The organism is Burkholderia sp. JKS000303, from assembly GCF_002563755.1.
GTDB lineage: Bacteria > Pseudomonadota > Gammaproteobacteria > Burkholderiales > Burkholderiaceae > Burkholderia > Burkholderia anthina_B.
Genome location: NZ_PDBZ01000001.1, coordinates 3,274,897 through 3,297,947 on the forward strand (window position 1 = coordinate 3,274,897; position 23,051 = coordinate 3,297,947).

Annotated in this window: 22 protein-coding genes; 18 read left to right on the top strand and 4 right to left on the bottom strand. The window is 67.7% G+C overall.

Translation table 11 applies throughout. The features are described from left to right. Positions 1–54: 54 nt before the first annotated feature. From ypfJ to BX604_RS15760, 11 genes are all read left to right on the top strand, one after another. Positions 55–945: a KPN_02809 family neutral zinc metallopeptidase gene (gene ypfJ / locus BX604_RS15710; RefSeq protein WP_098551600.1), complete on the top strand. Its 891-nt coding sequence runs from the start codon at positions 55–57 to the stop codon at positions 943–945. 235 nt (positions 946–1,180) lie between these two features. Beyond that, a complete protein-coding gene (locus tag BX604_RS15715) occupies positions 1,181–1,912 on the top strand; it encodes a helix-turn-helix transcriptional regulator (protein WP_098551601.1) in 732 nt (243 codons plus the stop codon). A gap of 211 nt (positions 1,913–2,123) precedes the next feature. Then, positions 2,124–3,626, top strand: coding sequence for an aldehyde dehydrogenase family protein (locus BX604_RS15720; protein ID WP_098551602.1), 1,503 nt, complete (start codon positions 2,124–2,126; stop codon positions 3,624–3,626). 88 nt (positions 3,627–3,714) lie between these two features. Continuing rightward, positions 3,715–5,055, top strand: a complete 1,341-nt coding sequence (locus tag BX604_RS15725) for an aspartate aminotransferase family protein (RefSeq protein WP_098551603.1) — start codon at positions 3,715–3,717, stop codon at positions 5,053–5,055. A gap of 246 nt (positions 5,056–5,301) precedes the next feature. Continuing rightward, positions 5,302–6,804 carry an APC family permease gene (locus tag BX604_RS15730; protein WP_098551604.1) on the top strand — a complete coding sequence of 501 codons (1,503 nt, stop codon included), beginning with the start codon at positions 5,302–5,304 and terminating at the stop codon, positions 6,802–6,804. Continuing rightward, positions 6,801–7,391 carry a DUF3156 family protein gene (locus BX604_RS15735; protein WP_098551605.1) on the top strand — a complete coding sequence of 197 codons (591 nt, stop codon included), beginning with the start codon at positions 6,801–6,803 and terminating at the stop codon, positions 7,389–7,391. Before BX604_RS15730 ends, BX604_RS15735 begins: the two co-directional genes overlap by 4 nt. 69 nt (positions 7,392–7,460) lie before the next feature. After that, positions 7,461–8,399, top strand: coding sequence for a helix-turn-helix domain-containing protein (locus tag BX604_RS15740; protein ID WP_098552901.1), 939 nt, complete (start codon positions 7,461–7,463; stop codon positions 8,397–8,399). 166 nt (positions 8,400–8,565) lie between these two features. After that, entirely contained in the window at positions 8,566–9,774 is a 1,209-nt protein-coding gene (locus BX604_RS15745; RefSeq protein WP_098551606.1) for a porin, read from the top strand. A gap of 554 nt (positions 9,775–10,328) precedes the next feature. Continuing rightward, on the top strand, positions 10,329–11,567 hold the full coding sequence (locus tag BX604_RS15750; protein WP_098551607.1) for an ABC transporter substrate-binding protein: 1,239 nt from the start codon (positions 10,329–10,331) through the stop codon (positions 11,565–11,567). A gap of 34 nt (positions 11,568–11,601) precedes the next feature. Beyond that, positions 11,602–12,471: a carbohydrate ABC transporter permease gene (locus BX604_RS15755; protein ID WP_098551608.1), complete on the top strand. Its 870-nt coding sequence runs from the start codon at positions 11,602–11,604 to the stop codon at positions 12,469–12,471. Further along, positions 12,468–13,328, top strand: coding sequence for a carbohydrate ABC transporter permease (locus BX604_RS15760; protein ID WP_098551609.1), 861 nt, complete (start codon positions 12,468–12,470; stop codon positions 13,326–13,328). The genes BX604_RS15755 and BX604_RS15760 overlap by 4 nt, the downstream gene beginning before the upstream one ends. Positions 13,329–13,337: 9 nt before the next feature. On the opposite strand, the gene BX604_RS15765 is transcribed toward BX604_RS15760, so the two are convergent. Next, positions 13,338–14,360, bottom strand: coding sequence for a LacI family DNA-binding transcriptional regulator (locus tag BX604_RS15765; RefSeq protein WP_098551610.1), 1,023 nt, complete (start codon positions 14,358–14,360; stop codon positions 13,338–13,340). Between the two features lie 6 nt (positions 14,361–14,366). Between BX604_RS15765 and BX604_RS15770 the strand changes: the two genes are divergently transcribed. Next, positions 14,367–15,287, top strand: a complete 921-nt coding sequence (locus BX604_RS15770) for a phosphatidylinositol-specific phospholipase C (RefSeq protein ID WP_179894815.1) — start codon at positions 14,367–14,369, stop codon at positions 15,285–15,287. A 305-nt stretch (positions 15,288–15,592) separates the two neighbouring features. Here the strand turns inward: BX604_RS15770 and BX604_RS15775 are convergent, their stop codons facing one another. Beyond that, entirely contained in the window at positions 15,593–16,204 is a 612-nt protein-coding gene (locus BX604_RS15775) for a LysE family translocator (protein WP_098551611.1), read from the bottom strand. An 84-nt stretch (positions 16,205–16,288) separates the two neighbouring features. Here BX604_RS15775 and BX604_RS15780 point away from each other — a divergent pair, with 84 nt between their 5' ends. Continuing rightward, positions 16,289–16,816, top strand: coding sequence for a GNAT family N-acetyltransferase (locus tag BX604_RS15780; RefSeq protein ID WP_098551612.1), 528 nt, complete (start codon positions 16,289–16,291; stop codon positions 16,814–16,816). A gap of 15 nt (positions 16,817–16,831) precedes the next feature. Here BX604_RS15780 and BX604_RS15785 read toward each other — a convergent pair whose 3' ends face one another. Together BX604_RS15785 and BX604_RS15790 are read right to left on the bottom strand one after the other, a co-directional pair. Further along, complete coding sequence (locus BX604_RS15785; protein ID WP_098551613.1) at positions 16,832–17,893, bottom strand: alkene reductase; 1,062 nt, start codon at positions 17,891–17,893, stop codon at positions 16,832–16,834. Positions 17,894–17,974: 81 nt separating this feature from the next. Then, entirely contained in the window at positions 17,975–18,283 is a 309-nt protein-coding gene (locus tag BX604_RS15790; protein ID WP_098551614.1) for an ArsR/SmtB family transcription factor, read from the bottom strand. Positions 18,284–18,678: 395 nt separating this feature from the next. Between BX604_RS15790 and BX604_RS15795 the strand changes: the two genes are divergently transcribed. The 5 genes from BX604_RS15795 to BX604_RS15815 are packed head-to-tail and all read left to right on the top strand — an operon-like array spanning position 18,679 to position 23,038. Continuing rightward, positions 18,679–19,065 (top strand): thioesterase family protein, encoded by a 387-nt coding sequence (locus BX604_RS15795; RefSeq protein WP_257146331.1) that lies wholly within the window; start codon positions 18,679–18,681, stop codon positions 19,063–19,065. A 13-nt stretch (positions 19,066–19,078) separates the two neighbouring features. Next, complete coding sequence (locus BX604_RS15800; protein WP_098551616.1) at positions 19,079–20,422, top strand: phenylacetate--CoA ligase family protein; 1,344 nt, start codon at positions 19,079–19,081, stop codon at positions 20,420–20,422. Next, a complete protein-coding gene (locus BX604_RS15805; protein ID WP_098551617.1) occupies positions 20,422–21,180 on the top strand; it encodes an enoyl-CoA hydratase/isomerase family protein in 759 nt (252 codons plus the stop codon). Before BX604_RS15800 ends, BX604_RS15805 begins: the two co-directional genes overlap by 1 nt. Before the next feature lie 2 nt (positions 21,181–21,182). After that, positions 21,183–21,902 (top strand): HAD family hydrolase, encoded by a 720-nt coding sequence (locus BX604_RS15810; protein ID WP_098551618.1) that lies wholly within the window; start codon positions 21,183–21,185, stop codon positions 21,900–21,902. After that, a complete protein-coding gene (locus BX604_RS15815; protein ID WP_098551619.1) occupies positions 21,899–23,038 on the top strand; it encodes a branched-chain amino acid ABC transporter substrate-binding protein in 1,140 nt (379 codons plus the stop codon). The genes BX604_RS15810 and BX604_RS15815 overlap by 4 nt, the downstream gene beginning before the upstream one ends. Positions 23,039–23,051 lie beyond the last annotated feature (13 nt).

Genomic DNA, 23,051 nt, shown 5'->3' on the forward strand with positions numbered 1-23,051 from the left:
CGCCTGGCGGGGGCTGTCCCGTCAGCGCAACGACAAAAAAGGGAGGGCCCGGCAATGAGGCTGGACGACGAAAGAGAAAGCGTGAACGTAGAGGATCGCCGCGGCGGCGGCGGTTTCGTCGGCGGACGCGGCGCGACGATCGGCATCGGTACGATCGTGGTCGCCTTCGCCGCGTCGTATTTCTTCGGGATCGACCCGCGCGTGATCCTGGAAGGCGCATCGGCGCTGCAAGGTGCGCAGCAGCAGACGCAGCAGGCGCAACCCACGCCCGCGCAGCGTCAGGGCGCGTCGGCGAACGATCCCGGCGCGGTGTTCACGCGCAAGGTGCTCGGCAATATCGAGCGCACGTGGACGAATGTCTTCAATACCCAGTTGCACGCGCAATACGAGCCGCCGAAGCTCGTGATGTTCACGAACTCGACGCCGACCGCGTGCGGCACCGGCCAGACCGCGATGGGGCCGTTCTACTGTCCGGCCGACCGCAAGGTGTATATCGATCTCGGCTTCTACGACGAACTGCGCAAGCGGTTCGGCGCGGGCGGCGATTTTGCGCAGGCCTATGTGGTCGCGCATGAAGTCGGCCACCACGTGCAGAACCTGCTCGGCATTTCCGACAAGGTCGACGCCGCGCGCCGGCGTTCGAGCGAGGCGCGCTCGAACGCGCTGTCGGTGCGGATGGAACTGCAGGCCGACTGCTTCGCCGGCGTGTGGGCGAACAATGCGCAGCGCGCGAACCAGCGGCTGATGGAGCCGGGCGATTTCGAACAGGGGCTGAAGGCGGCGGCCGCGATCGGCGACGATCGGCTGCAGCAGCAAGGGCAGGGCTACGTCGTGCCGGAGAGCTTCACGCACGGCACCAGCGAGCAGCGCGTGTACTGGCTGCGGCGCGGGATGGAGTCGGGCGAGGTGAGCGCCTGCGATACGTTCGCCGCGAACGCGCATTGATGGGGCGCCGCGCCGGTGCTTCAGGCCGGCGCATGCGATGTTTCGCGCCCCGTTCCGCGTGCGTCGTCGATTGCGCGACACCCCACGCTGAACTTCCCTCGTCGCGACCCGGCCCCGGCGGGCGGCTTTCCCTCCGCCGCCCACGGCCGATTTGCCGATTTGTGCTCACCGGCGCATTTCGGCGCCGGTAGGCTGGCCCGAACTTCGACGCGTTCGGCCGCCCGCCGATTCCTCCATGCCGACCTCATCCGTTCCCGCCGATCACGAAGCCGCCGACTGGCAACGCGCGCTGCGCGCGTGCGTCGATGCGTTCGACGCATTCGCGAGCCCGTCCGCGATCGTGTTCTATCGGCTCGACCAGAGCGGCGAGCCGGCCGATTTCGAGCTGTTCGGGATGCCGGAGTCGATGCATCGCACCTATATCGCGCGCTACCGGATGCTCGATCCGCTGCATCCGTCGCGCTGCGCGGCAGGCGAGCGTGCGGTCGTCACGCTCGCGTCCCAATTGCCTGACGAAAGACGCGATGCGTCCGCGTACTGGACCCGCTTTCTGCGGCGGCACGATGTGGCCGATGTCGTCGAGATCTGGTTGCGCGACGAAGCGGGGCGGACGGTCGGTGCGTTTTCGCTGCTGCGCTTCGGGACCGGCGAGGCCCTTGGCAACAGCACGGCCGGACGGTTCGCGCCGGGCGAGATCGACGCGCTGGCGCGGTTGCAGCCGGTCGCGGAAGCGGCGCTGGGCCCGCTGCTGCGCGCGCGCCGCGGGATTCACCGGATCGGCTGCGAGGCGCGGCTGACCTACCGCGAGGAGCAGATCGCGCGGCTCGTGCGCGACGGCCGTTCGAACAAGGAGATCGCGCGCGACCTCGCGCTCGGCCAGCCGACCATCAAGACGCACCTGATGCGCATGTATCGCAAGCTCGGCGTGTCGAATCGCACCGAACTGGTCGGGGCGCTGTTCCTGTAAGTTTTTCCGGATTCGCCTGCGTGCCGCGCGATTGGTCTGACGATAGCGCGGCACTCGCACGTCGCCATCACACCTTTCCGAGTCACTCGCATTTCGATTCCCCACGCGCTGCCAATTTGCGCTCACCGGGCGCGATCCCCCGTCGATACAGTGGCCTGAAGCCCGCATGCCCGAGCGCATGCGGCCAGCCACGACAACTATCGAGACGCCCATGAGCAACACGAACTTCGTCGCCGTCAGCGACGCCGTGCGCACCTTCGTCGCGCGCGACTTCGGCCTTTTCATCGACGGTGACATGCAGCCCGCGCACTCGCCGGCCCGGCTCGACGTGTACGACCCGGCGACGGGCGAACGGCTCGCGACGGTCGCCGATGCCGACGCGCACGACGTCGATCGCGCGGTCGCCAGCGCGAAGCACGCATTCGACTCGCGCGTCTGGCGCGGGCTGCGCCCGGCCGACCGCGAGCGCATCCTGCTGAAGCTCGCCGACCTGATCGAAGCCGACACCGAAACGCTCGCGCAGCTCGAAACGCTGAACCAGGGGAAGTCGATCCACGTGTCGCGCGCGATCGAAGTCGGCGCGAGCGTCGAATACGTGCGCTACATGGCCGGCTGGGCGACCAAGATCACCGGCCAGACGCTCGACGTGTCGATTCCGTTCCCGCCCGGTGCGCGCTATACGGCCTATACGCGCAAGGAGCCGGTCGGCGTGGTCGCCGCGATCGTGCCGTGGAATTTCCCGCTGATGATCGCGGTGTGGAAGCTGATCCCCGCGCTCGCGGCCGGCTGCACGATCGTGCTGAAGCCGTCGCCGGAAACGCCGCTTACCGCGCTGCGTCTCGCCGAACTGGCCCGCGAAGCCGGCGTGCCGTCCGGCGTGTTCAACGTCGTCACCGGCGGCCGCACGTGCGGCGCCGCGCTGTCGGGCCACCCGTCGATCGCGAAGATCTCGTTCACCGGCTCGACCGCGACCGGCAAGCTGGTCGGCGCCGCGGCCGTGCAGAACATGACGCGCTTCTCGCTCGAACTCGGCGGCAAGAATCCGATCGTGATGCTCGACGACGTCGACGTCGCGCAGGCGCTCGACGGCGTCGCGGCCGGCGCGTTCTTCAACCAGGGGCAGGTGTGCGCGGCTGCGTCGCGCATCTACGTGCACCGCAGCAAGTTCGCGCAGCTCGCGGACGGCCTCGCGGGCGTCGCGCAGTCGATGAAGCTCGGCGCGGGCCTCGACACCACCGCGCAGATCAACCCGCTCGTCTCCGCGCACCATCGCGACAAGGTCGTCGCGCACATCGAAGGCGCGCGTCGCGCGGGCCTCACGTTCCTCGCGGGCGGCACGCCGGCCGACGACTTGCCCGGCTACTACGTGAAGCCGGCGGTGATCGCCGATCCGCATCCGGACAGCGCGATCGTGCACGACGAAGTGTTCGGCCCGGTGATCGTCGTCGTGCCGTTCGACGATGCGGCCGACGCGGTGCGCCTCGCGAACGCGTCGCCGTACGGCCTCGCGGCGAGCATCTGGAGCAACGACCTGAAGCGCGTGATGAACCTCGTTCCGCAGATCGAGGCCGGCACCGTCTGGGTGAATTGCCATATCCCGCTCGATCCGTCGATGCCGTTCGGCGGCTACAAGCAATCGGGCATCGGCCGCGAGTTCGGCCAGTACGCGATCGAAGGCTTCACCGAAACCAAATCCGTCTGCATCGCGCACTGACGCGCGGCGCCCGTTCCCGCACCTGAATACCCTGAAGACCGCGATCCGGAGCGATCGAGGTTCAAACGATCCGAAAGTGGAGACTGCAATGAGCTACAACGAAGCGAAGTTCTGGCACCCGATGCTGCACCCGAACGAAATGAAACAGCGCAAGCCGATCCGCATCGTGCGCGGCGACGGTTGCTACGTGTTCGACGAAGAGGGCCGCAAGCTCGTCGACGGCGTCGCGGGCCTGTGGAACGTGAACGTCGGGCACAACCGCCAGGAAGTGAAGGACGCGATCGTGCGCCAGCTCGACGAGCTCGAATACTTCCAGCTGTTCGACGGCATCTCGCATCCGCGCGCGGAAGAGCTGTCGAAGAAGCTGATCGACATGATGGAGCCTGAAGGCATGCGCCGCGTGCTGTACAGCTCGGGCGGCTCCGACTCGATCGAGACCGCGCTGAAGATCGCGCGCCAGTACTGGAAGGTGCGCGGCCAGGCCGATCGCACGAAGTTCATTTCGCTGAAGCAGGGCTATCACGGCACGCACTTCGGCGGCGCGTCGGTGAACGGCAACACGGTGTTCCGCCGCAACTACGAGCCGAACCTGCCCGGCTGCTTCCACGTCGAGACGCCGTGGCTGTATCGCAACCCGTTCACGCAGGATCCGGAGGAACTCGGCCGCATCTGCGCGGAAATGCTCGAGCGCGAGATCCAGTTCCAGAGCCCCGACACGGTCGCCGCGTTCATCGCCGAGCCGGTGCAGGGCGCGGGCGGCGTGATCGTGCCGCCGGCCAACTACTGGCCGCTCGTGCGCGAGGTGTGCGACCGCTACGGCGTGCTGCTGATCGCCGACGAAGTCGTGACCGGTTTCGGTCGCAGCGGCAGCCTGTTCGGCAGCCGCGGCTGGGGCGTGCGCCCGGACATCATGTGTCTCGCGAAGGGCATCTCGTCCGGCTACGTGCCGCTCGGCGCGACGGCCGTGAATGCGCGCATCGAGGATGCGTTCGCCGCGAACGCGGACTTCGGCGGTGCGATCATGCACGGCTACACGTACGCGGGCCACCCGGTCGCCTGCGCGGCCGCGCTCGCAAGCCTCGACATCGTCGTGAAGGAAGACCTGCCCGCGAATGCGGCGAAGCAGGGCGCGTATCTGCTCGAAGCGCTGCAGTCGTTCCCGGAACGTTTCGCGGCGGTCGGCGAGGTGCGCGGCAAGGGGCTGATGCTCGCGCTCGATCTCGTCGCGAACAAGACGACGCGCGAGCCGATCGACCCGCTGTCCGGCTACGCGAACGCCGTTGCGGAAGTGGCGCGCGAGCACGGCGTGCTGGTGCGTCCGGTCGGCACGAAGATCATCCTGTCGCCGCCGCTCGTGATTCAGCGCGAGCAGCTCGACCGGATCGTCGACGCCCTCGCGGCGGGCTTCGAGGCCGTGCCGTTCGCGTGAGCGCCTGACGGCATGCGCACGTGACGACGAACCGGCGGCGGGCGGCGAGGCTGCCGCCGCCGGTTTGCCGATTTGGGCTATGACCGGATTATTTTGCCTGCGTATTTTTTCGACATCGAAGCGAGTTTGAATGGACAGGGGCCCGGGTGCCGAAGCGCTGAAGCGCCGGCCCGGGCCGACCGCGAAGCAACGAACCGGAGCGGGCGCCAAAGCGCCGCCGCCGGTCGATCAAGGAAGGAGACAACGATGTCCGGATGGTCTGGAATGACCGGCGCCGCGGGCGATACGCCCGCCGGCACGCCGGTGGAGGCGGGCGGCGGCACGGTGCTGACGGCGGGCGCGGTCGGCTTTCCGACCGCGCTGGCGAGCGCCGTCGGCCTCATCATGGCGAGCCCGGTGATCCTCACCGCGACGTCGGGTTTCGGGATGGGCGGCTGGGCGTTCGCGGTCGCGATGATCATCGCGTTCGTGATGATGCAGGCGCAGGCGACCACCTTCTCCGAAGCCGCCGCGATGCTGCCGACGGCCGGCTCGGTTTACGATTACCTGTCGTGCGGGCTCGGCCGCTTCTGGGCGATCACCGGCACGATTTCCGCGTATTTCCTCGTGCACGTGTTCGCCGGCACGGCGGAAACGATCCTGAGCGGCATCATGGCGCTCGTGAACTTCGAGTCGCTGAACGCCGCATTCGAGAAACACAACAGCTCGTGGCTCGTCGGCGTCGCGCTCGTCGTCACGTTCGCGATCACTAACATCATCGGCATCAAGGTATTCAGCAAGCTCGAGATCGTGCTGACGGCCGGCATGTGGCTGTCGCTGATGATCTTCGGGATTCTCGGGCTCGCGGCCGCGCCGGCCGTGCATCTCGACGGCTGGTTCGGCGGCTCGGAAGTCGGCACGTCGGTGCCGGCCGTGCTGTCGCTGGTCGGGATGGCGATGTTCATGTTCGTCGGCTGCGAGTTCGTCACGCCGCTCGCGCCGGAAATGAAGGCGCCGGGCAAGACGATTCCGCGCGCGATGGCGCTCGGCCTCGTCGGCGTCGCGATCTGCATGTTCCTGTACGGCGCGGCGATCCGGCGCCAGGTCGCGAACGTGCCGGTCAGCCCGGACGGTCTCACGCACCTGCTCGATACGCCGGGCGCGATCCCCGCGTTCGCGCTGCAGGTGCTGGGGCCGTTCGGGCGCGTATGGTTCGGCGTCGCATTCCTGTGCGCGGGCGCCGCGACCATCAACACGCTGATGGCCGGGCTGCCGCGCATCCTGTACGGGATGGCGATCGACGGCGCGCTGCCGCGCTGCTTCGGGTATCTGCACCCGCGCTTCAAGACGCCGGTGGTCGGCATCGTCGCGGCGGCGATCGTGCCGATCTTCCATGCATGGCTGATCAACGGCAACCTCGACAGCATCCTGCACCTCGTGCTCGCCGCGACCTGCGCGTGGGGCACCGCATACCTGCTCGTCACCGCGTCGGTCGTGATGCTGCGCATCCGCCGCCCGGACCTGCCGCGCCCGTACCGCTCGCCGCTGTTCCCGCTGCCGCAGATCGTGTCGAGCGCCGGCATCGTGCTCGCGATCTGGTACATCACGCCGCCCGGCATGAACGCACGCGACATCTACGTGCCGTTCGGCGCGATGCTCGGGCTCACCGCGCTGTACGCGCTGTTCTGGACGGTCGTCGTGCAGCGCCGGCATCCGTTCAAGCCGGTGCCGGTGGAAGAAGTGCTGCGCAACGAGCACGTCGCATCGTGAGGGCCGCGCTCGCCCGCTGGCGCGCGGCGCCCGATACGCCGCCGCCCGGCCACCGGCCCGGTGCGATCGCCGCCCGCGTGCTCGCCGACCTGGGCGCCGCGCGCGATCCGCACGCCACGGCCGGCGGCACGATGGCGCGGCTGCCGAACGGCGTGCGCGTGCGCGTCGACGAACGGGTCGACCGGCAGTTCCTGATGCATACGGTCAGCGTGGCGGTCGCGGTTGCCGTGCGCGGGCCGGCCGCCGAGGGCAGCGCCCGCGTGCTGCAGACCGGCTGGCTGCGACGCACCGGCGTCGCGGCCGAACCCGCGCCGGGTTGTGACCCCGAATTTATGAGGACGGTGGCCGCGCTCGTCGCGGAGCCGTCGCTCGCCGACGCGCTGCGCCCGCTGCACCTGACCGACTGCACGATCGCCGCGCGCGACGGGCGCTGGACGCTTGCCATCGTGCCGTTCGGCGGCAGCGAAGTCGTGAACCGGATGCCGTCGTTTCGCCGTTACGTCCGGCTGACGGGCGAACAGGCCGCCGCGCTGTCGGCGGCCTGTCTCGCATTCGAAACCGCACTACGCGGAATTTTGCGGGGGTAAGCTGTGACGTTGCGTGCCGTGCGAACCCGGCGGGCGCGATGAAGAGTCAGGGTTTTACCGGAGATGCCGATGCTGTTCCAGTCACGCTCACACGAAGACGTGCACGACCACGGGCTCGCGATCGCGGGCTGGCATCAGGTCTACCGCCAGATGACGCCGGGCCGGTTCAAGGGCACCGTCACCCAGGTGCTGTACGACGACTTCCATTTCTTCCGCGAGACGACCAACCGCCGTGTCGCGCAAACCGGCCTCGCGCCGGGCGGACGCACGTCGCTCGCGGTGCCGCTGTCGGTGCCGCTTGCCGGCACGTTCCAGGGCCAGCCGATCGACGGCTATGCGCTGCTCGCGCTGCGCGCCGGCGAGGATTTCGAATTTCACACGCCGGAAGGGATGGGGCTCGTCGGGATCAGCGCCGCATCCGACATGGTCGATGAGTTGTGCGAAGCGGAGTTCGGCACGGCCGGCGCGCGCAAGCTGCGCCATGTCACGCGGCTGTCCGACGCGCAGGGCGTCGCGCTCGGCGCGCGGCTGTCGGCCTTGATCGACGACGCGCAGCGCAACCCCGCCTGCCTCGAATACGCGGCCACCCGCAAGATGTTCCGCGACGCGATGCTCGGCATGTTCCTCGATGCGCTCGACCAGGGCATCGGCGTCGAGCGGCGCGACATCACGCATGCCACCTACAGCGATATCGTCAGCCGTTGCGAGAAGCATCTGCGCGATCGGCCCGAGGAACCCGTTACCGTGCTCGAGCTGTGCCGCGCGCTGCGCTGCAGCCGCCGCACGCTGCAGACGAGCTTCCAGCGCGTCGCCGACGTCACGCCCGTCGGCTACCTGCGTACCATCCGGCTGAACGCGGTGCGGCGCCAGCTGCGCACGACGTCCGCGCAGCAGCTCGGCGTCGGCGAGGCCGCCGCGAGCTGGGGCTTCACGCATCTCGGCTATTTCGCGCGCGAGTATCGCGACCTGTTCGGCGAGTTGCCGTCGCAAACCTTGCGGCCGGAATGACGTCCGAACCTCGCGACGGCGTCGTCGAGCGCCGTCGCTCTCCGTCTGCTTCACCATTTGCTGATTTGGGATAGGGGTCCCGAATTTTCGCTGGATAGAGTCCTGTCACCCATATCGACAACACCATCGGTTTGCAGTGCGAATCGATGAAATCAGAGGGCGGGACATGAAGATCGGACGACGACTGGCCGCGGCGGCGGCTACGCTGGGTTGCATGCACGCACACGCGCAAACCTCCGGCAGCGTCACGCTGTACGGCACGGTGGACACCGGCATCATCTATTCGACGAACCAGCAGTTCACGCGCGCCGACGGCAGTACGAGCGGCGGGCATGCATGGCAGATGGGCGGCGGCAACCTCGTGCCGTCGCGTTTCGGCTTCCAGGGCGACGAGCTGCTCGGCGGCGGGCTCAGCGCGGTGTTCTCGCTCGAGCAGCAGTTCCTGTCCGCGAACGGGCAGGCGCTGCAGGGCGGCACCGCGTTCAGCCGGCAGGCGTGGGTCGGGCTGCGCAAGGACACGATCGGCACGCTCGGCCTCGGCCGGCAATACGACTCGTACACCGACATGCTCGGCGCGTATGCATCGAGCAACAACTGGGCGACGCCGTACGGCTCGCATCTCGGCGACGTCGACAACCTGAATGCCGCGTTCAACTTCAACAACGCCGTGAAGTTCACCAGCGCCGACTTCAACGGCCTGACGGTCGGCGGCACGTTCAGCTTCGGCGGGCAGGCCGGCGACTTTTCCGCGAAGCGCGGCTATTCGGTCGCGGCGACCTACAACCGCGCGCCGGTCGCGTTCTCGGTCGGCTATCTCGACCTGCACCAGCCGCTCGACGCGGCGCTCGGCGGCGCGAGCGGCTATATCGGCGACTTCGCGTGCAGCAACCCCGGCGCGATGTACTGCCTGCTGCAGGACGCCGGCTCGATGCGCGCGTTCGGCGCGGGCGGCTCGGTGACGCTCGGCGCGGCGACGCTCGCGCTGACCTACACGCACACGCGGCTCGGCGACAGCCGCTACTTCTCGACCGACGCGCAGCCGCGCACGCAGGCGTTCACGTTCGACATCGGCGAGCTGAACGTCACGTACATGTTCACGCCGGCGCTGCAGGGCGGCGTCGCGTACATCTTCAACGCCGCGCATACCGACGGGCGCGGCACCACGCGTTTCCACCAGGTGAACATCGGCACGAACTACAGCCTGTCGAAGCGCACCGCGCTGTATGCGGTCGCGATCGGCCAGATCGCGAGCGGCACGGGGCTCGGCACCGATGCGGACGGCAATGCGGTGAACTACGCGCAGATTCCGGTGCTCGCGAACAGCAATTCGAGCCGTCAGCTCGCGGTGATGGCCGGCATTCGCGTGAACTTCTGACCGGGAACGGCGGGGCGGCGGCACGCCGGTTACGGGTTGCCGCCGGCCCCGCGCGTACAAGGGCCGGGGCCGGTCAATTGATGGAAAGCCTTGCTTGAAAAAAATCGCCCGTATGCTTAACTGAACGGGCTGGATGGGCAGAAACTGAATATGGCAAGCAATGGCGCGAAGGATCGGGGACGGTCGTTCGGCCATTGTCATCAGGAACCGGATCGTTGTGCCCGGTGCGGCGTCAGGGGAACGGGAAAGCGGCATCCCGCGCTGAACCCGCACGCGCCGGCAGACCTTCGAGCGGCCCGCAGCGAATTTCGCTGAGGCGCGAGGTGCGCGGGAATCCGGCCGAGCCGGCTCCCGCGCGTTCGACGGTCCTGCCGGCGCGCGCGGTGTCGGCGCACGGGCACGAGCCTCGGGGCATCGGGCTTGCCGCTTGCCACAATACCTTCACGGTCTACGTGAACAATGGCGACGCTTCAGGCGACCCGAAGTGTCGCCGGCGTTGCACACGTGTGCAACGCCTGGCTGTCCCGCTACCTACGTCGATCGAGAGAGACCTCATGACCCTGCTGAGCCGCCTGCGCGCGCTGTCCGCCGCCGTTGCGCTGTCCTTCGCCGCCTCGCACGCCTTCGCGGCGGATCTCGTCATCGCTGGCCGCGACGACATCTACGGCAAGGGGCTGGCCGACGCCGTTGCCGGTTTCAACAAGCTGCATCCCGGCACCGACATCGAGCTGCTCAAGCTGCCGAACGCGAACCTGTACCAGAAGCTGAAGCTGTCGCTGCGCGAAAGCACCGGCACCTACGACCTCGTGATGATGGACGACACGTGGGCGCCCGAATTCATCGGCAACGGCTGGCTGAAGCCGCTGCCGGCGTCGCTGGCGGACGCCGATCTCGTGCCGTCCACGGTCGCGCTCGGCCGCAACCCGGCGGGCGCGCTGTACGCGCTGCCGATCGTCGGCAACGTCGAGATGTTCGCGTACCGCAAGGACCTGCTCGCGAAATACAAGCTGCAGCCGCCGCGCAACTGGGACGATGTGCTGAAGATCGCGCAGACCGTCGGCGGGGCGGACAAGGGCGTGTCGGGCGTGGTGTTCCGCGGCACCAAGGGCAACCCGATCGTGACGGGCTTCCTGCCGATCCTGTGGGCCTACGGCGGCGACGTGTTCGACCATGCGGGCAATGTGACGATCGACTCGCGCGAGTCGCAGGCCGCGCTGAAGACTTTCCTGGCGCTGAAGGCATTCGCGCCGAAGGACGTCGACGTGTACGGCGCGGCCGAAGTGCGCGATGCGCTGCAGCGCGGCACGGCCGCGCAGTCGATCGAGGTGTGGCCGGCGTGGGTTCCGGCGCTCGACGATCCGAAGCAGTCGCGCGTGGCCGGGCAGATCGCGCTGCAGCCGCCGCCCGGGCAGACTGCCGGCCCGGCGCCGATGCTCGGCATCTGGCAGATGGGCATCCCGAAGGACGCGCCGCACGCGAAGCTCGCGCAGGATTTCCTCGCGTACCTGACCGCGCGCGATACGCAAACGCGCCTGGCCGGCATCGGCATCCCGCCGACGCGCCGCAGCGTGTTCACCGATCCGGCGCTGGTCCGCCAGTACCGCTGGTATCCCGATCAGCTGAAGGCGCTCGAGGCCGGCCGTGCGCGGCCGCGCGTGAAGGACTGGCAGCAGATCGAGAGCATTCTCGGCGACCAGCTGCAGCTCGCGCTGACCGGGCAGGCCGCGCCCGACGCCGCGCTGCGCCAGGCGCAGCAGAAGATCACGCAGGCGATGGCCGCGGCCGGCAAGTGACGGCCCGTCGTCACGCATCGTCCGGAGTCCGCGCATGAAATCGCTCGGCCGCAGCCTGCCGTTCGTCGCGTTGCTCGGCCCCGCGCTGCTGGTGCTGGCCGCGCTCGCGCTGTACCCGGTCGCGCAGGTGCTGATCGATTCGTTCTGCCAGGTCGATTACGCGGCCGGCCATCGTGCGTTTGCCGGGCTCGCGAACTATCGGGCGGTGCTCGGCGATGACGCGTTCACGGCCGGCTTCGGCAACACGCTGCGCTTCACGATCGTCGCGTCGCTGGTCGAGGTCGCGCTCGGCTTCGGCCTCGCGCTGCTGTTCGTGCGCGCGTTCCCGGGGCGGCGCATCGCGCTGCCGCTCGCGATCCTGCCGATGATGCTGTCCACGCTCGTGTGCTCGGCGATCTGGCGCAACTGGCTGAACTTCGACGGCTTCCTGAACGCGCTGCTGGCGACCTTCGGCATCGAAGGCGTGCGCTGGCTGTCCGATCCGCATCTCGCGCTGTGGTCGCTCGCGCTCGTCGACGTGTGGCAGTGGACGCCGATGGCGTTCCTGATCGTGCTCGCCGGGTTGCAGTCGATCCCGCAGGAGCTGTACGAGGCCGCGCGCACCGACGGCGCGAGCGAGTGGCAGTGCCTGCGCGACATCACGCTGCCGCTCGCGGCGCCGCAGATCGGCCTCGCGATGCTGCTGCGCTCGATCGACACGTTCAAGCTGTTCGACAAGGTCTATGCGCTGACGGGCGGCGGCCCCGGCAATGCGACGCAGACGCTGTCGACCTATATCTACGACACGGGCTTCCGCTTCTTCAACGTCGGGCCGGCGAGCGCCGCGTCGGTGTTGATGCTCGCGGCGTCCGCGCTGCTGGTCTCGGGATACGTATGGCAGACGGTTCGCAAGCGGCGCGCATGACGGCGCGATCCGCAGGCATCGCGCACGCGCGCACAGGCGCCGCATTCGGCCGCGCGGTGCCGTGGGCGCTGCGCGTCGTCGCGCTCGCGCTGTTGCTGCTGCCGTGCCTGTGGATGGCCGGCGCGGCCTTCATGCCGACGCTCGAACGCCTCGATCATCCGCTGCGGATCTGGCCGGCCGCGCCGACGCTCGAGCATTTCGCGTCGGTGTGGTCGAACGGCATCGGCGCGCCGCTCGCCAATTCGTTGCTGGTCGGGTTCGGCACGACGCTGCTCGCGTTGGCGCTCGCGTTCCCGGCCGCGTATGCGCTCGTGCGGCTGCGCTTTCCGGCGCGGCTCGACCTGTTGTTCCTGATGCTCGTGCTGGCATTGAAGCTGATGCCGCCGATCACGATCGCGGTGCCGCTGTTCGCGCTCGCGAAGCGGCTGCATCTGCTCGATTCGACGTTCGGCCTGATGCTCGCTTACCAGATCTACGCGCTGCCGATGGCGATCTGGATGCTGCTCGCGTTCGTGCGCGACGTGCCGGTCGAATACGAGGAGGCCGCGTGCATCGACGGCGCGGGGCTCGCGCGGCGGCTCGTGCAGATCGTGCTGCCGCTGTGCGCGCCGGGGCTGATCGCCACCGCGATCTTCGTGTTCATCGCCGCATGGAACGAGTTCCTGATCGCGCTGCTGTTCGTGTCGACGCCGAGCCGCTTCACGCTGCCGCTCGCGATCGCCGGCTACGTGACGGAAAACGGCATCGACTGGGGCGACCTGATGAGCGCGGGGCTGCTGGCGTCGCTGCCGACGCTCGCGGTGGCCGGCTACGTGCAGCGCTACCTGTTGCGCGGGTTCGCGGGCGGATTGAAGTGACGCGGCGCGTCACGCGCAGCTATGCCGCACCACGTGCGTAACCGGCACCACGCGCGTGCGCGACGGCCCGTCGAACGTCTGGATCCGCTCGGCGAGCATGTCGATGGCCGCGTGTGCGAGGCCGTGCGTGTCCTGGCGCAGCGTCGTGAGCCGGTATGCGTCGTATTCGGCGGCGGGAATGTCGTCGAAGCCGATCACGCGCAGGTCGTCGGGCACGCGCAAGCCGAAGGCGTTGCGCGCGGCGTCGATCACGCCGAGCGCGAGCAGGTCGGACGAGCAGAACACGCCGTCCGGACGGTCGCCGGATGCGAACAGTTGCCGTGCGGCATCGAGCCCGCACGCATGGGTGTCGGATTGCGTGTCGAGCACGCGCACGAGCGTCGCGTCGAACGCGTCGCCTTGCTTCAGCGCTTGCGCGAACGCTTCCGCACGCGAGCGTGCGCTGTAGCTCGCCGTGCGCGGCCCGACGAACGCGAGCCGGCGCGCGCCGGCCCGCACGAGCCGTTGCGCGGCGTGGGCCGCGGCTGCCGCGTTGTCGCTGACGACGACATCCGCGCCCGGCAGGTTCGCCGCGCGGTTGATCATCACGACGGGAATCCGGTGTTCCAGATACTGCCGCGCGACCGACAGCGGCGGCGACGCGGACGTCATCACGAGCCCCGCGATCCGGTAGCTCAGCAGCCGTTCGAGCGATTGCCGGACCTGGCGCGGATCTTCCGCATTGGTCACGAGCGGCGTGAGCGCGCGCTGCCCGAGCGCGGCCATCAGGTCCGACAGCAGTCGCGCGCGGAACGGATTTTCGAAGCCGGCCGTCACGACGCCGATCATGCTGCTGCGCTGCGTGATCATGTCGCGTGCGATCAGGTTGACCTGGTAGCCGAGCGCACGCGCGGCCACCATCACGCGTTCGCGCGTTTCAGGGGCGATGCTCGCCGTCGGCGAGAAGGCGCGCGACACTGCGGAGCGCGACACGCCGGCCCGCACCGCGACATCCGACGCGGTCACCCATGTTTTTCTTTCCTTGTCCGTCATCGACTCATGATTCCTTCGCGACACGAAGCACACACGCCGCTGGCCGACTGGATGTCGGCGCTCGACGACACGCGGCCGCTGCATACGCTGACCCTACCGGGCAGCCATGACACCTGTGCGTATACCGTCGACGATACGCTCGTGCGCACCCAGCGTGCACCGCTTGCCGCGCAGCTCGAGCACGGCGTGCGGCTGCTCGACATCCGCTGCCGGCACCGGCGCGATACGTTCGACATCCATCACGGCGGGATCGCGCTCGGGATGACGTTCGACGACGTGCTTGCAGACTGTACGCGCTTTCTCGATGCGCATCCGCACGAATGCATCGTGATGTCGGTGAAGGACGAGTGGCCCGCGCACGCGTGCACGCGCAGCTTCGATGCGACGTTCGACGCGCATCGTGCGCGGCATCCGCGGTTGCGCTGGCATGCGGGCAGTGCGCTGCCGGCGCTCGGCGACGTGCGCGGCACGATGGTGTTGTTGCGGCGGTTTCGCAGCAGCCGGCCGCTCGGTATCGATCTGACCGCCTGGCCCGACAACGCGACGTTTGCGATCGATCATCCCGATGCGGCGTTCGTGATCCAGGATGAATACCGGGTGCCGGTGGCCGGGTCGATTGCGTACAAGTGGCGGGTGATCGATGCGCTGCTGAGCGGCATGCCGACGCCGCAGAGCGGCCGCTGGGCGATCAATTTCTGCAGCGGCACGGGGATGGGTGCGAATCCGTCGGTGGTCGCGCACGGCGACGGCAGGGTGGAGGGGATTCACGCGCGGCTCGCGGAACGGTTGCGCGAGCAGCCCGGGCCGTGCGGCGCGATGCTGCTCGACTTCTGCGATGACGATGATTGGGCGCTGGTGCGGGCGTTGGTGGCGTGCAATGAGCATGCGCAGGGGGCGGGTGTCTGGCGCAGACCGACGGGGTGCTAGTGCAAGGGCATGTCAAGCGTGAACTGGTCAGATTTGTTTGTCACACTTCCTGACGAATCACCGGACGGCTGTCGAACGGGGGTGAAGTCGACGGATGGTCGCAGCGGCGAGGCTCCCGATTCGGTTGAGTCCGACGTGGACGGACTGAATGTTGCCGGTGTGGTCACCCGTGCGGCGCAGCAACCGGTTTCTATCCTGGACCGTGAGGGTTGCCTGCTCGTATCGGGGCGCAGAAACAAAAATGGCACCTCCCGGTGCCATTTTTTATGCGCGGCTTGTGCGCGAGAAACGGTGCCTCAACCCACTCACCGCGTCGCGATCGCCACCGCCGCACCGGCCATCGCGGTCGCGCTCGCGCGGTTCGCGATCCGTTTCGCCCGCGCCGAAGTCAGAAATGCCCGCGCACGCACCGCGAGCAGCGACCAGAAGCAGTCGGTGAGGATCAGGATCCCGAGCATCGTGCCGACCAGCTCGGCCCACGCGAGCACGCCGACATGCGTCAGATCGACGATCGTCGGCAGCAGCGCCAGATAAAACAGCATGATCTTCGGGTTGCCGAGCGTGACCAGCGTGCCCGCGACGAACATGCGCCACGGCGACTGGCCGTGCGGCAGCTCGTCGGCCCGCGTGTCGGTCGGCGCGGTCCACATCTTCCACGCGAGGAACAGCAGGTACACGACGCCGAGCAATTTCAGCACGAGCAGGCCCGTCTCGAACGTGCGCGCGAACGCGGACAGCCCGGCCACCGCCAGCGTGAGCCACAGCGCTTCGCCGATCCACATCGCGGCGAGGAACGGCAGCACGTCGCGCATGCCGTTCGTCAGCACGCGCGCGACGAGCGCGGCGACGCTCGGGCCGGGCGTGCAGGCGATGACGAGCAGGGCGATGGCGAACACGGCGAGTGCGGACAGCGTCATGGCGAACCTCGTGAACAGGGGCGTTCGAAAGATGTGAAGTTTCGATTATAGTGACGGCCGTTCCCGCCTGCCTACCTCGTCGTGATGACAGCATCGATCCGGATTCGCCGCGCCACGCGCGAAGACGCGGCCGCCATGGCCGCCGTGGAAGTCGCCGCCGCGCAACGCTTTCGCGATATCGGCATGGCCGACATCGCCGACGGCGAGCCGACCGATGCGGCCGACGTGCTCGTGCGCATCGACGGCGGCCGCGCGTATGTGGCGACAGATGAAGCGGGCGTGTGCGTCGGCTTCGCGTTCTACCGGCTGCTCGATGCGCAGCGGCTGTATCTCGAGGAACTGGATGTCGCGCCGTCGCATGGCGGGCAGCGGATCGGCGCGCGTCTGATCGAGCAGATCGTCGCGCGCGCGGCCCAAGAGGGCGTCGCGCAGATCGTGCTGTCGACGTTTCGCGACGCGCCGTGGAATGCGCCGTACTACGCGCGCCTCGGCTTTCACATCGTCGACGACGCCGCGCTCGACGACACGCTGCGCGCGATCCGCGCGTATCACGTTGCCCGCGGGCTCGACGAGACGCAGCGTGTGTTCATGCGCGCGGACGTGCGCGCATGAACGGGTTGCCGGCCGTCAGGCCGCGTCGCTGAGCGCCGGGTAGTCGGTGTAACCCGTTTCGCCTTCCGCGTAGAACGTCTCCGGCACCGGCTTGTTCAGCGGCGCGTCGAGTTCGAGGCGCCGCGGCAGGTCCGGGTTCGCGATGAACAGCTTGCCCCATGCGATCGCGTCGGCATGGCCATTCGCAAGCGTTGCCTGCGCGGATTCCAGCGTGAACTGCTCGTTCGCGATCAGCGGGCCGCCGAACGCTTCCTTCAGGCGCGGGCTCAGCTGGTCGCCCGAATACGATTCGCGCGTGAAGATGAACGCGATCTTGCGGCGACCGAGTTCGCGCGCGACATAACCGAACGTCGCGGCCGGATCGGAGTCGCCCATCGTGTGCGCGTCGCCGCGCGGCGCGAGGTGCATGCCGACACGGCCCGCGCCCCACACGTCGATGGCCGCGTCGACCACTTCGAGCATCAGGCGCGCGCGATTCTCGATCGGACCGCCGTATGTGTCGGTGCGGTGGTTGGTGCTGTCCTGCAGGAACTGGTCGAGCAGGTAGCCGTTCGCGCCGTGGATCTCGACGCCGTCGAAGCCGGCCTTCTTCGCGTTCTCCGCGCCCTTGCGGTACGCGGCGACGATGCCCGGAATTTCATCGAGTTCGAGCGCGCGCGGCGTCACGAACGGGCGCGGCGGACGCACGAGGCTCACGTTGCCGCTCGCGGCGATCGCGCTCGGCGCGACCGGCAGGTCGCCGTCCAGGAATACCGGGTCGGACACCCGGCCGACGTGCCAGAGCTGCAACACGATGCGGCCGCCGGCCGCGTGCACGGCTTGCGTCACACGCTTCCAGCCTTCGACCTGCTCGTCGGACCAGATGCCCGGCGTGTCCGCATAGCCGACGCCCTGCGGCGTGACCGATGTCGCTTCGCTGATGATCAGGCCGGCCGACGCACGCTCGGCGTAGTAGCGGGCCATCAGGTCGTTGGGTACGCGGCCGGCGCTTGCGCGGGCGCGGGTGAGCGGCGCCATCACGACGCGGTTCGGCAGGTTCAGGTCGCCGAGGGTAACGGGATCGAACAGGGTGGGCATGGCAAATAACCTCTTCACGAAAAACGGGCAAGCCGGTGCAGTGCACACGGCCGATACCCGTGTGGCCGATTCGGCCGATGGCTAGAGTTCGCGGCGCAGCGCGGCGTGAAATGCGTCGATGACGGCCTCGTTGCGCCGGAAGAACGCCCACTGGCCGATCCGTGTCGATGTCACGAGCCCCGCGCGCTGCAGCGTCGCGAGGTGCGCGGAGACGGTCGACTGCGACAGCCCGCAGCGCGCGTCGATCTGGCCCGCGCAGACGCCGTGGTCATACGGCAGCGTCTGCGCCGGGAAATGCGCGTCGGGCGTTTTCAGCCAGACGAGGATTTCCCGGCGCACGGGGTTCGAGAGCGCTTTCAGGATCGCGTCGATGTCGAGTTCGGTCGGCATGGAAAGGGTGGGTGTCGGGGCGTTCGCTCAGGTGAGCCGGTGCTGACGGGGTATCGTCGATGGCCGAATCTTATATCGGAAAGTGACGATATGCACGGAAGGCACTGACGTCAATGGGGTTGATAGGCGTTGCCGCATGAAGGCGGCATTTTCGGGGCCAGATACTTGAGAAACGCTTCCGATCTGCTCGATGGTCACCGTCAACTTCCCTTCTGATCGTAAAGATTTTTTCCGTTCAAATTTGATACGGTGATCCGCCGCGTTGACCGCATACGCCCGCCGGACAAGGGTTTGCGGTGTGGTCGCGGCTTGGCACGGGCTTTGCGTGACTAGAGCGCAAATGAACCGGAGGAGCCCGCCCGATGCCCGCGAAACGTACGACGGTCCCGACAGCGATGGGGATGCCCGAGCCGGGCGAGCGTTGTCGCCGCGACGCGGCGGCACGCGATCCCGACGTGCTGTCCATGTCCGCCTTGATGGGCCTCGTGGAAGCCGCGTGCGTCGACGCGATGTGCGACCGAATGCGGGGCGATGAGTGGTCGATCGGCCGCATGACGCATTTCACGCATCTGGCGCCGACGCCCTCGGATGTCCCGGTTTTCGTCACCGCGACGTTCCGGACGTTCGACGGTGAACGGTACTGGTTCGATGTCGTTGCGGCCGATGCGGCGGGGCCGGTCGCGAGCGCGAGTCATGCGCGCTCGATCGTGGAGCGTTCGGCACTGGCATTCCAGTGTGCAAGCCGTCGCGGCGGTGCCGGCGAGATAGATTCGTCATGCTAAAGGAAGCGAGAACATGAAAGTGGAGTCGTCAATCAACGCAAGCAACGCGCTTTTCGACGAGGAATTCGAAACCCTGTCGCCCGGGCAGGTGCGCCGGCATCAAGACGGGCTATGGTCGCCGCAGTGGGGCTACATCCGTTCGATGTCGACGTTCTATCGCGGGAAGCTGTCGCGCTGGATCGACCGGGAGGTGACGCTGGATTCGCTGCAGGAGCTTCCCTTTACCGAGAAGGACGAGCTCCGGATCAGCCAGGAGACGACCGCTCCATTCGGTGATTACGTGGCCTGCGGCGAGGCGGGCGTGTCCCGGCTGCATCGTACGTCCGGGACCACCGGCCGCCCGCTGATTCTCGCGAACAGCGCGGCCGATGCGCACCGCATCGCACAGGTCGGCGCGCGGTCGATGTGGGCCGCCGGGTTGCGGCCGACGGACCGCGTGGTTCACTGCCTGAACTACTGCATGTGGACCGGCGGCTTCACCGATCACACGATTCTCGAGGCGACCGGCGCGACGGTCGTGCCGTTCGGCGTGGGCAATACGCGCCTGCTGATCGATTCGATCGTCAATCTCGGCATCAACGCGATTTCGTGCACGCCTTCGTATCCGGGGCTCATCGAACAGGTCCTGCGTGAATCGACCGATCTGCGCCCCCGCGACCTGAAGCTGACGTTGGGCCTGTTCGGCGGCGAGGCCGGGCTCGACAACCTGGATCTGCGCAATGCGATGGAAGAGAAGTGGGGTTTCAGGATTCGCAACGCCAACTTCGGTCTGTCGGAGGTGCTGAGCATTCTCGGCGGACAAACCGACTGGACCAACGATTTGCTGTATCACGCGAGCGACGTCGTCTTTGCCGAAATCGTCGATCCGGCCACGTTGCAACGCCTGCCGATCGAGGAAGGAACCGTCGGCGAACTCGTCTGTACGCACTTGCAGAAAGAGTGCCAGCCGCTCGTTCGCTACCGCACGCGGGACGTCGTCACCGTGACCGGTGTCGATCGCGGGCCGGACGGCCGCACGGCGTGGCGTTTTCGCGTGACCGGCCGGACCGACGACATGTTCAACGTGCGCGGCATCAACGTGTTCCCGAGCGCCGTTCGCGTGGCCGTCGAATCGCTGCCGCAATGGGCGTCGGGGATCTTCCGGATCGTGCTCAAGGGAGATGGGCCGTACGACCGGATCACGATGACGGTTGAAGCCGCGCAGGGGCTGCCGGCCACCGACTGGCCGAAGGCCAGGGAGCAGGTCGAGGCGGCGATCCGCACGCGGGTCGGTTCGACGGCAGACGTGACGATGGTGCCGTTCGAGCATTTCCCGCGCACCGAAGGAAAAACCCGCTGGGTCGAAAAGGAGGCGTGATGAGCTACGCAAGAATCGAGAAGTCAGGCGCCGTGTCGACGGTGATCCTCAATCGCCCGGAGCGGCTGAATGCGATCAGCGGCGACCTGCTGGACGATCTTCATCGGGCGCTGGTGGAGGTCAATGCCGATGACGGCTGCAACGCGATCGTATTCACGGGCGCGGGCCGGGCCTTCTGCGCGGGCGACGATCTGAAGGAGTTCGACAAGCAGACCGAGAGCGACGCAAGCATCCGCAGTCACGTCGAACGCATCCAGCAGATCACGCGCGACCTGATGTTCAACGGCAAGCCGGTCATCGGCGCCGTGCACGGGTTTGCCGTCGGCGGCGGATTCGAGTGGCTGCTCAACTGCGATATGGTCGTGGCGTCGGACGACCTGGTGTGCTTTTTCCCCGAAATGGAGTGGGGGCAGTTCGTCACCGGCGGCGTGACGCAACTCCTGCCGCAGAGCATCGGCCATCAGCGCGCGATGGAGCTGTGGCTGCTGGGCGAGCGCCAGTCGGCCCGGCAACTGCATGCGCTGGGCCTCGTCAATCGCGTCGTCGAAGCGGGGAAGGTCGTCGACACCGCACTGGAGCTCGCCACGCGTGTCGCCGAACGTTCCGTCTTTTCGGTATCGAGACTGAAGCGTCTGCTGACGATGGAGCTGTCGACCGATTTGACCCGCAGTCTCGAACTCGAGCAATCCGCAACCGTGGCGGCGTTTGCGACACCCGACGCCGCCCGCCGTGTCCAGGCCTTTGCCGCAAGGAAATGACCATGAATATCAAAGCACTGACGTTCGACTATTTCGGCACGCTGGTGGATGTCGACAAGGGTGGCATGGCGGGGATCGCCGAAGTCATGCGCATCCTCGGCGTCGCTTCTTCGCGCCCGGTGTTCGACGTGTACCTCGACTGGGACATGCGCAATGTGCAGACCTATCGCGGCGGCGCGTACCGCAGCTATCGCGCGGTCGCGCAGGATGCCCTGACCGGCTGCCTCGACGCGCTGTTCCCGAACACGCTCGACGGCCACGACGTCGAGGCGCTCACCGACGTGCTGCTCACGCACCTCGTCGAGTCGTCGCCGCCGCACGCGGATGCGATCGAGTTTCTCGACTGGGCCGGGTCGCGCTATCCGCTGATGCCGATCACGAACATGGACAGCGACCTCTGGCGCAGAAGCCAGCTCACGCGCTATTTCGAGCATGTCACGACGGCCGAGATGGCCAAGGCGTACAAGCCTTCGCATCTGATATTCAGCCTCGCGCTGGATCGCCTCGGGCTGGACGCGCACAACGTGCTGCACTGTTCGCTCGCCAGCTGGGCGGATATCGACGGCGCGAAGCCGCTCGGCATGCACGTGGCGTGGATCAACCGCGCCGCGGACACGCTCGGCCCGTGGCAGCCGCGTCCCGATTTCGAGTTCAAGACGCTGTCGCCCGTTCGCGATGTCCTGACCCAGTCGCAGTCCGCCACTTCGGGGGAATTGAAATGAAGCGCACGATCCTGATGTTGGCCGTCACCGTGGTCGGTGCCGGCGCTACCGGCGTGTCGTCCTGGGCGAGTGCCGATACTGTCGTCAAGATCGGCGCGGCCGGCCCGCTGACGGGCAGCTCGGCCCAGAGCGGCAAGGACGACGAACGCGGCGTGCAACTGGCCATCAACGAGCTGAATGCCCGCAAGCTGGTGATCGGCGGACAGCCGGTCAAGTTTCAACTGGTGTCGGTCGACGATCAGGGCGACCCGAAGGTGGGCGTGAACGTCGCGCAGAAGCTGGTCGACGGCGGTGTGGCCGCCGTGATCGGACACTACAACTCCGGCGTGAGCATTCCGGCCGCGCGGATATACAACGATGCGCACGTCGTGATGATCACGGGCGCATCGTCGAACCCGGAGCTGACCCGGCTGGGGTTTCCGTACGTTTATCGTCTCGCGACGAACGACAACGTGATGGGCCGGCGCATGGCCGATTACTCGGCCAACGTGCTGAGGCTCAAGCGCGCGGCCGTGGTCGACGACCGGACGGCCTACGGCAGCGGCGTGGCGGACGTGTTCGTGAAGACCGCTGAAAAGGACGGCATGACCGTCGTCGCGCGCGAGTACAGCACGGACAAGACGACGGACTTCAAGGGCATCCTGACGCACATCAAGGCGACCAATCCGCAGGTCGTGTTCTACGGCGGCTATTACGCGCAGGCGGCGCTGCTTGCGCGCCAGATGGTCGATCTCGGCATCAACGCGGTGCTGGTCGGCGGCGACGGCATCTGTTCGCCGGAGTTCAGCAAGCTGTCGAACAACGTGCTCGACAACAAGATGTTCTGTGCGCAGGGTGGCGCGCCGCTCGACAGTCTGCCCGACGGCATGCGTTTCAGGAGCCGCTTCAAGAGCACGTTCGGCGCCGACGTGGATACCTATGCGCCGAGTTTCTATGCGGCAACGCTGGTCGTGGCCGATGCGATGCAAAAGGCCAATTCGACGTCGCCCGAGGTGTATTCGAAGGTGATGCGCGAGCAATCGTTCAGCAGCATGCTCGGGCCGGTGAAGTTCGATGCGCAGGGCGACTGGGTCGATGCGCCGGTGACCGTCTACAAGCTGTCGGGCGGCACGCTGACGCCGGTCGGCGCGAAGTAGCGAACGCGGCGTC

Excerpts from the sequence above, each read along its gene's own strand:
- ypfJ (WP_098551600.1), top strand. The coding sequence starts at position 55 with ATGAGGCTGGACGACGAAAGAGAAAGCGTGAACGTAGAGGATCGCCGC.
- BX604_RS15715 (WP_098551601.1), top strand. The coding sequence starts at position 1,181 with ATGCCGACCTCATCCGTTCCCGCCGATCACGAAGCCGCCGACTGGCAA.
- BX604_RS15720 (WP_098551602.1), top strand. The coding sequence starts at position 2,124 with ATGAGCAACACGAACTTCGTCGCCGTCAGCGACGCCGTGCGCACCTTC.
- BX604_RS15725 (WP_098551603.1), top strand. The coding sequence starts at position 3,715 with ATGAGCTACAACGAAGCGAAGTTCTGGCACCCGATGCTGCACCCGAAC.
- BX604_RS15730 (WP_098551604.1), top strand. The coding sequence starts at position 5,302 with ATGTCCGGATGGTCTGGAATGACCGGCGCCGCGGGCGATACGCCCGCC.
- BX604_RS15740 (WP_098552901.1), top strand. The coding sequence starts at position 7,461 with ATGCTGTTCCAGTCACGCTCACACGAAGACGTGCACGACCACGGGCTC.
- BX604_RS15745 (WP_098551606.1), top strand. The coding sequence starts at position 8,566 with ATGAAGATCGGACGACGACTGGCCGCGGCGGCGGCTACGCTGGGTTGC.
- BX604_RS15750 (WP_098551607.1), top strand. The coding sequence starts at position 10,329 with ATGACCCTGCTGAGCCGCCTGCGCGCGCTGTCCGCCGCCGTTGCGCTG.
- BX604_RS15755 (WP_098551608.1), top strand. The coding sequence starts at position 11,602 with ATGAAATCGCTCGGCCGCAGCCTGCCGTTCGTCGCGTTGCTCGGCCCC.
- BX604_RS15760 (WP_098551609.1), top strand. The coding sequence starts at position 12,468 with ATGACGGCGCGATCCGCAGGCATCGCGCACGCGCGCACAGGCGCCGCA.
- BX604_RS15765 (WP_098551610.1), bottom strand. The coding sequence starts at position 14,360 with ATGACGGACAAGGAAAGAAAAACATGGGTGACCGCGTCGGATGTCGCG.
- BX604_RS15770 (WP_179894815.1), top strand. The coding sequence starts at position 14,367 with ATGATTCCTTCGCGACACGAAGCACACACGCCGCTGGCCGACTGGATG.
- BX604_RS15775 (WP_098551611.1), bottom strand. The coding sequence starts at position 16,204 with ATGACGCTGTCCGCACTCGCCGTGTTCGCCATCGCCCTGCTCGTCATC.
- BX604_RS15780 (WP_098551612.1), top strand. The coding sequence starts at position 16,289 with ATGACAGCATCGATCCGGATTCGCCGCGCCACGCGCGAAGACGCGGCC.
- BX604_RS15785 (WP_098551613.1), bottom strand. The coding sequence starts at position 17,893 with ATGCCCACCCTGTTCGATCCCGTTACCCTCGGCGACCTGAACCTGCCG.
- BX604_RS15790 (WP_098551614.1), bottom strand. The coding sequence starts at position 18,283 with ATGCCGACCGAACTCGACATCGACGCGATCCTGAAAGCGCTCTCGAAC.
- BX604_RS15795 (WP_257146331.1), top strand. The coding sequence starts at position 18,679 with ATGGGGATGCCCGAGCCGGGCGAGCGTTGTCGCCGCGACGCGGCGGCA.
- BX604_RS15800 (WP_098551616.1), top strand. The coding sequence starts at position 19,079 with ATGAAAGTGGAGTCGTCAATCAACGCAAGCAACGCGCTTTTCGACGAG.
- BX604_RS15805 (WP_098551617.1), top strand. The coding sequence starts at position 20,422 with ATGAGCTACGCAAGAATCGAGAAGTCAGGCGCCGTGTCGACGGTGATC.
- BX604_RS15810 (WP_098551618.1), top strand. The coding sequence starts at position 21,183 with ATGAATATCAAAGCACTGACGTTCGACTATTTCGGCACGCTGGTGGAT.
- BX604_RS15815 (WP_098551619.1), top strand. The coding sequence starts at position 21,899 with ATGAAGCGCACGATCCTGATGTTGGCCGTCACCGTGGTCGGTGCCGGC.